Source organism: Candidatus Dedyshia acidiphila (assembly GCF_051025295.1).
Classification (GTDB): domain Bacteria; phylum Acidobacteriota; class Terriglobia; order Terriglobales; family Acidobacteriaceae; genus KBS-83.
Map to the genome: position 1 here is coordinate 19,429 of NZ_JBMGJV010000047.1, position 8,052 is coordinate 27,480.

The window sequence follows — 8,052 nt, forward strand, 5'->3', positions numbered from 1 at the left end:
AAGACCCGCAGCCCAGAAGACCCGTAGCCCAGAAGACCCGTAGCATAGACACATGGGGGTCCTCTCGCTCACCCGCGACGAACTCAACGAGCTCGCCGAGCGGCACGGCTTCGACCGGGCCGGGGTGGCTGCGCTCGACCCGGACCGAGGTAATGAAAATGATTACCTCGAGCACTGGATTGACGCCGGATATGCCGGCGAAATGGACTATTTGAAGCGCAGAAATGACACCGGAACGCTACTGCGGTCGCATGTAAACGCAGCTTTGCCGTGGGCCCGCTCCGTGCTCGTCTGCGCTTCCAGCTACAACGCGCCGGGCCCGCAATCGCTTGATTCTGCTGCCCCGACCCAGGGCTGGATCGCCCGGTACGCCTGGGCAGGGAAGCGCGATCCGGACACGGGCGCGCTCGGCCCCTCCGACTATCACGACACCCTGCTCGCCCGCCTGCGCGCCCTCGAAGCCGACCTGCACGAGCGCATCCCTGAGACTTTCGAATCAAAGAGTTACGTCGACACCGGCCCGCTGATCGAACGCGACCTGGCCCAGCGTGCCGGCATCGGCTGGACCGGCAAAAACACCTGCACGCTCAACCAGCAGCTCGGGTCGTTTTTCTTCCTCGGCTGCATCGTGACCTCCCTCGATGTGCCCGCCCGCGCGGCGTCCCTGGCCGCGGTCGACCGCTGCGGCACCTGCCGCCGCTGCATCGATGCCTGCCCCACAGACGCACTGATTGCGCCGCGCCAGATGGATGCGAGCCGCTGCATCTCGTACCTCACCATCGAGAAGCGCGGCAGCATCGCGGAACCGCTTCGCGCAGGCATCGGCCGGCAGGTCTTCGGCTGCGACATATGCCAGGAGGTCTGCCCTTGGAACCGGCGCGCACCCATCGCGACGTCAATCGACGTCCGCCCTGAGCTGGTGAACCCGGAGCTCGAGTGGCTGGCGGAACTCAGTCCGGAAGAGTTCAACCAGCAGTTCCGCCATTCGCCGGTAAAACGAACAAAGCATTCAGGGATACAGCGGAATGTGGCAATCGCGATGGGTAACTCCCGGGAACCTCGCTACTCCGCGCGCCTCGAGCAGTGGAGCGCTGGTGCCGACGAGGTATTGGCCGAAGCGGCGCGTTGGGCCCTGGCCCGGATCGAGGAAGCCCAGCAGGGGAGCGCGGACAAAGATACAGACGCAGAACGGCCCCCCGAAATCTGACGCGGGAGGCCGCTCCTGCTTGGGTGAACCGGATGGGGGTTAGGCGCTGCGACTCACATTGGCAGCATTCAGTCCCTTGGGACCCTGCTGGCACTCGAACGCGACGCCTTCTCCTTCATTCAGGGTCTTGTACCCATCTTCCTGAATGGCAGAGAAGTGCACGAAAACATCTTCCCCAGTGGAGCGCTGGATAAACCCGTATCCTTTGGCTCCGTTGAACCACTTCACAACGCCTTGCTCTTTCACGGGAGACTCCTTTCACCCTTGTGTGGCGTCCCGCAGGATGTCCCCTGAAAGCACGAAAAGCTGCCAGCGTCGAGGACGCGGGGCAGCTCCTCTATCCCAAAGCTCCGTGCGGAACAGCAAAACCAGAACATCAAAAACGGCCTTCCGAAAGTTGTGCGTCACGCGGGCCTGACGGCGCCCTGCGTGATCCTGTTATGGCAGGATTCGCCCCTAAGTGCAACAGAAAATTACATTAAAGAGCCATGCGGCACCCGCTCGCAGCCCTTCGATACTGGCTGGCAAACGCACCTGATCTGCGACGCGGCGAACGGTGAACAGACGTGCTCTCTCCTTCACAATCCGCTGGGAGCCGTTTGCGCTGTTTGCGTTCTCGACGCTCTGACGCCTTCAGGGGAGGGCGCGGCTGCGCCGCCGTTGGTAGCATCGACCGCACGGAGCCCGCGCGGACATGTCAATGCTGACCCTCTTTCCCGACCGTACCGCCCGGCCCGGTGCAGCCACCGCAGAGCCGCTGGCACGTCTGGCGGAAGACGCAAGCCTGCCGGACCGCATCAAGGCGCTCGCCATCTACCTGGCGCAGACCGAGGTCCACACCTACGCCTTCAGCGTCGCCGCCAACGTCATCCTGTCCCTATTCCCCTTCATCGTCCTGATGCTCACGCTGGCACAGCACGTTTTTCACTCGCACGCCATGGAAGCGGTCATCGCGGACGAGGTCCGCTACTTCCTTCCGGCTGGGCAGGACTTCGTCATCCGCAACATGACCATCCTGTCGCGGGCGCATGGGGGCGTGCAGTTCGCGTCGCTCATCATGCTGCTGGTCTCCTCCACCGGGGTTTTCATGCCGCTCGAGGTGGCGCTCAACCAGGTGTGGGGCGCGAAGGGCAATCGTAATTATCTGCACAACCAGCTCGTTTCGCTCGGCCTCGCCTTTGGGATCGGCATCCTCACGCTGCTCTCCATCTCAATGACCGCCGCGCAGCACAGCCTGCTCAGCTTCCTCTTCCTGGGCAACACGGACAACGTGGTCTTCAACTTCCTGGCGCACTGGCTGCTCCAGATCTCGGCCGCCGTCATCAGCGTGCTGATCTTCCTGCTTATCTACTGGGTTCTGCCTAACCGCCGTCTTCCGCTCCTGGCAGTGCTTCCCGCTGCGGTGACCACGGGGCTGCTCTGGGAGTTCGCCAAGCTCCTCTATATCTGGCTGCTGCCTTGGCTCGATTTCCGCTCCGTGTACGGACCCTTCTCCGTTTCGGTCTCGCTCATGATGTGGGCCTTCTTCAGCGGCCTGCTGATGCTGGCGGGTGCGCACTACTCGGCGTCGCGCTATGCCCTCCGGCTCGCGCGTGAGGTCCAGCGCCTCGAGATCGAACTGGACGAACGCGAGTTAGCGCACAGCTAGGACCCCCACTCTCCCTGCGCTACACTCGGCCTGATATGCCGAACCTGTTGCTGCGTGCAGAGGCTGCTGTGCTCAAGCCGTTTGCCCGGCCCGCGCTGAGCGGGTGGGCAGAGCATGGTGCGTTCTGGACGACGCTGCTGCTGGTGCTGTGGGTGCCGACGTTCATGCTCGGCCTCGCTCCTGACAGCATCGACACGCTGATGCTGCTGGCCACCATCCCCCTGTGGCTGGTCTTCGGCGCCATCCTGCTCTATCGCTGGATGGTCATGCGTGTGCTCTGGAAGGTGCGCAACCGCCTAATTGTCACCTACCTGCTCATGGGGCTCGCGCCGGTGGTGCTCTTCGCCACGCTCGCGATGATTGCCGCGTATGTCTTCTCCGGACAGTTCGCCACGTTCGCGGCATCCTCAGAACTGGATGCGATGCTCGCGCGACTCAGTGGAGAAAATCAGTCCTTCGCGATCCACGTCGCGCATCTGCTGGAACATACGCAGAGTGCAGAGACGGTCGAGCTTGCCGACTACGACAATGTGAATCGCGATATCCCCGGCGAGCTGACTGTCGATGCCTGGTCGGACTCGCGCCATCTACGCCTGATCAGCGGCAATCGCGAGCTGCCGCACTTCGTCGTGGGACACACGATGGCGCTCCCCACCTGGTCGCGGGATGGCTTCCGCGGCGTTGTCCTCGATGGGGGCCGGGTCTACCTGCGTGCCGTGAACACGCGCCGGGCGGAGAAGCACCAGGTCACCTTCGTCTCCAGCATGCCGCTTGACGCAGTGACGGTGGATCGGCTGGCCCAGGGCCTCGGCACCATCAACATCATCCCCGACTTCCACCGCGCGGCGGAGCACCTGGACCCGAATGATCCGTCGCGCAGGGTCGTCAACGGCCAGGTGCTCGCCAAGCGTCCAGATACGGTGAGTGGCGGAACGCTGGCGCCCCGTGTGTTCCTCCTGGACCGGCGCATCACCTTCTCGGCGCCTCTCAACACAACCGATTGGGAGCGCGGCGCTCCGGTCACGAGCCTGTTAAACGTCACGTCGCGACCGGCGCTGCTCTATGCCCATCTATTCGGCACGGCCGTTGTGGTCGGCACCTGGATCCGCTACGGGCTGATCACGCTCGCCGCAGTCTTCGCCTTCCTTGAGCTGATCGCGTTCTTCATGGCGGTGCGGCTCAACCGCACCATCACCCAGGCCGTCGCCGATCTCTACCAGGCCACGGTGGCGATCGACAGCGGCAACCTGGGCCATCGCATCCAGGTGCAGCGGCGCGACCAACTCGGCGCTCTCTCCACCTCTTTCAATCGCATGTCTGAATCGCTGGGCCTGCTGCTTGAACAGCAGCGCGAAAAAGAGCGCATGCAGAGCGAACTCGCCATCGCGCAGGAGGTGCAGGCGAACCTCTTCCCGCATGAAAGCGTGGAGGTGCCCGGGCTGGAGTTGCATGGGGTCTGCCGTCCCGCGCGCACCGTTTCGGGCGACTACTATGACTTCCTCGTGGCCGGCACCGGGGAACTGACCCTGGCCATGGGCGACATCAGCGGCAAGGGCATCTCTGCAGCACTGCTGATGGCCTCGCTCCATTCCGCGGTGCGCGCCTATCGCTTTGCCGGCGAAGACTGCGAAGAGGACGGACTGCTGAACGGGAATCCGCGCCGGGGTCTGGTCACCTTCAGTTCGCCCGGCAAGGTGCTCGGGCTGCTGAACCGGCACCTCTACCGCAGCACGCAGCCGGAGAAGTACGCCACCCTCTTCCTTGCTCACTACAACACGGAGTCGCGGCGGCTCGTGTACTCAAACGGGGGCCAGTTGCCGCCGTTCATCCTGTGTGCCGATGGCACGGTGCGCCGGCTGGACCAGGGTGGCTCCGTAGTCGGGCTGCTCGACCACATGCTCTATGAGGAGGGCGAGGTTGTGCTCTCGTCCGGCGACATCCTCATCGCCTACAGCGACGGCGTGACCGAGCCGGAGAACGAGTTCGGCGAGTTCGGTGAGGAGCGGCTGATCGAAATGGTGCAGCGGCATCGCCATCTCCCGCTGGCCGCCATCTCGCACCAGGTGCTGCAATCACTGCGCGCCTGGATCGGCACGCAGGAGCAGCCGGACGACATCACGCTCGTCCTCGCCCGGCAGGCATAGACCAGGAAGATTACTGGCTGAATCACCACTCGATTGTGACTGATTCGTGAATCGCGCCGTGGATAAGTTTGAGTTATTCGAATATTCATGGTGCTACTCCGAAACTTTGAAAAGCCGGTGAAATTCGACTGCTCGTTAACTCACATTCAGCTTTCGTTAAGCTTCTGCGGTTTGACTGAGGTTGGAGGCGGCGACGCTGCACTGTCGCGGTCCGCTCTGTCTCCTGCTGAGGCCTAACAATGTCCCGACCTTACCTATCGAAAAATAAAAAATTCTCCGCGCCACTCCTCGTTCCGGCCCTTGCGCTGCCCCTGGCAGCTGTAGCGTTCACCTTCCCTCTTAGTGTGCAGGCGCAGGCCGACCGCGGTTCGCTTGCTGGAAGCGTGACGGACGCGAGCAAAGCGGCCCTGCCGGGTGCGCGCGTCGAGATCGCGCCCGCCGCAGCCGCGGCACAAAGCACCGGCGCTGCGGTGAAGACGCCCAACATCACGGCAGGCCCGCAGACCACGCAGACGGACCAGAATGGCGACTTCCTGCTGACCGGCTTGCGCCCTGGCCACTACACCCTGAAGGTTTCTTATATCGGATTCGACAGTTACGCGACTGAAGTCGAGGTCACCCCGGGTAAGGTCGTGAGCGTCTCGCCGGTGCTCTCGCTCGGCAACGCCAGCGAGAAAGTGATTGTGCAGGCAGAGCGGGAAGTGGGCGAAGCAGAGGCCCTCAACGTGCAGCGCACGTCGCTCAACATCGTGCAGGTGCTGCCGTCCGAGGTCATCAACAGTCTGCCGAACGTCAACATCGCCGATGCGGTCGGGCGGCTGCCCAGCGTGTCGGTCGAGCGTGACGAAGGCGAGGCCAAGTACGTTCAGATCCGCGGCACCGAGCCGCGTCTCAATAACGTCACAGTGGATGGTGTCGAACTGCCATCGCCTGAGACCGTACGCAATGTGAAGCTCGACACCATTCCTGCCGGGCTCGTCGGCTCGCTGCAACTCAACAAAACGCTCACCGCCGACATGAATGGCGACGGCATCGGGGGATCGGTGAACATGGTCACCCGCCAGGCGACCGACGCGCCCTACTTCGCCGTACAGGGAGTACTGGGGCGCACGCCGCTGAATGGCGGACGCCGCATGGACCAGGTGTTTGCGACCTACGGACAGCGCCTGCTGAACAAGAAGCTCGGCGCGCTGATCTCCGGCAGCTACGACTGGAACGGCCGTGGCATCAACGATATCGAGCCAGGCCAGACGGTGAATAAGATCGTTGATGCCGACGGTAATCCGACTGGACAGACAGTCAACGCGCCGAACACGATCGATATTCGCGACTACTTCTACGATCGGTCGCGCTATGGCTTCGGTGGCACGCTCGACTACAAGTTCAGCGAAGACTCGACGATCTTCCTGAAGGGGCTGTACTCGTACTTCAACAACTACGGTGAAAATACGATCAAGACGCTGAACATCGGCAACTTCACCTCACCGACGACGACGGACGATACCGGCAGCACGCAGTACGCAGACAATTATCGTCGACCCACGCAGAATATCTGGAACCTGCTCGCCGGCGGCCAGCGCAAGCTCGGCCCGAACGGCACGCTCACCCTGGGCGCCGGGCTCGGTCAGGCAAGCTTCACCGGGGGCTCCGACTATTCCACGTTCGACGGCCTGCAGAACGTCGGGTATACCTACAGCAACCAGAACATCCACCTGCCGCACATCAACCCCGTCTCAACGCCCGGCAACGTGAGTGTGGATGATGCATCCCAGTACTCGCTGAAAAGTATCAGTCTCGGTGATTCGCATACCTTCCAACGCAACGCCGAGGGATACGTCGATTATGCGCATGGGTACGCGCGTACCTCGGTCTTCGGCACCTGGCAGATTGGGTTCCGTGCCCGCGACGTGATCAAGAATTACTCGCAGACGAATGCCACAGCCTCTGGTGCGAATCCGCTGTTGAGCCAGTTTCCGAGCAACCGGAGCCGCGGGAGTAACTACTACTTCGGCCAGTACTCACCCGGACCGGATGCGCAGGCCACCAGCATTCTCGCGTATTACAAGGCCAATGCCGGGCAGTTCACGCTCGACACGCAGGACGCTGACAATCTGGCGGCTGCTTCCAAGGTGAATGAACGTGTCTATGCCGGTTACGCTCAGAATGCATTTACCTATCACCGCTTCCGCGTTTACACCGGCCTGCGGGTGGAGTCGACGAGCGACGCCGTGCGCGGCTATCAGACCGATGCGAACGGGAATAACGGTCCGGCAAACCTGAGCCACGACTACACCTTTGTCCTGCCGAGCGCCAGCCTGCAGTACAACCTTGGCGAGTACACAGATTTCCGTCTGGCCTACTCGATCGGCATCGCGCGCCCGAACTACTCGGATCTGGCGCCGTATCTCACCTACGATCCGACGGTCGGCAACAATGGCCACGGTGATGGCGCCAACCCCGCTCTCAGCGCCGGGAACCCGAAGCTGAAGGCAACCTGGGCGCACAACATCGATCTGCTCGGCGAGCACTATCTCAAGAACGTGGGCGTCATCCAGGGCGGCGTCTTTTACAAGATGCTCTACGACTACATCGGCAACGGCTCGCAGCTGGTCAACTACGCGCCTTCGGGCGAACCGACCGGGCAGTACTACGAGAGCGCACCGCTCAACCTCGGAGCGGCTCACCTGATCGGTTTTGAGACCAGCTGGGAGCAGCGCTTCAGCCGCCTGCCGGGCGCGCTCGGTGGGGCCGGGTTCCGCGCCAACTACAGCTACGTGGCCTCAGTGGTCGGTCTCCCCGGACGCTCGGATCACCCGACTCTGCAACGGACCGCTCCGAATAATTACAACTTCGACGCGACCTACGATAAGTACAACCTGTCTGCGCGCATGGGTCTGTCACACAACGACGGTTATTTGTGGCAGTACGGATATCAGGACGGGACACCGATCCTGGGAACCCCTACGGACCCGACGCCGGGTGGCATCAAGGGCCCGAAGTCCGACACCTACATCTATCCGCACACGCAGGTGGATGCGCAGGTCAGCTACCTC

5 protein-coding genes are annotated in these 8,052 nt (G+C 62.6%); 4 read left to right on the forward strand and 1 reads right to left on the reverse strand.

Annotated elements, in window-relative coordinates:
• Positions 1-52: 52 nt before the first annotated feature.
• A complete protein-coding gene (gene queG / locus AC5IJH_RS15920) occupies positions 53-1,207 on the forward strand; it encodes a tRNA epoxyqueuosine(34) reductase QueG (RefSeq protein ID WP_491903817.1) in 1,155 nt (384 codons plus the stop codon).
• Positions 1,208-1,246: 39 nt separating this feature from the next.
• Here the strand turns inward: queG and AC5IJH_RS15925 are convergent, their stop codons facing one another.
• Complete coding sequence (locus AC5IJH_RS15925) at positions 1,247-1,453, reverse strand: cold-shock protein (RefSeq protein ID WP_491903818.1); 207 nt, start codon at positions 1,451-1,453, stop codon at positions 1,247-1,249.
• Between the two features lie 448 nt (positions 1,454-1,901).
• On the opposite strand from AC5IJH_RS15925, the gene AC5IJH_RS15930 reads away from it, so the two are divergent.
• The 3 genes from AC5IJH_RS15930 to AC5IJH_RS15940 form a co-directional block, all read left to right on the forward strand.
• The gene (locus tag AC5IJH_RS15930; protein ID WP_491903819.1) at positions 1,902-2,855 is read left to right on the forward strand and encodes a YihY/virulence factor BrkB family protein; all 954 of its coding nucleotides are present in this window, start codon (positions 1,902-1,904) and stop codon (positions 2,853-2,855) included.
• A 35-nt stretch (positions 2,856-2,890) separates the two neighbouring features.
• Positions 2,891-4,999: a PP2C family protein-serine/threonine phosphatase gene (locus AC5IJH_RS15935; RefSeq protein ID WP_491903820.1), complete on the forward strand. Its 2,109-nt coding sequence runs from the start codon at positions 2,891-2,893 to the stop codon at positions 4,997-4,999.
• A gap of 344 nt (positions 5,000-5,343) precedes the next feature.
• Positions 5,344-8,052 (forward strand): TonB-dependent receptor (locus AC5IJH_RS15940; RefSeq protein ID WP_491903821.1); only part of this gene is annotated, 2,709 nt, incomplete at its 3' end.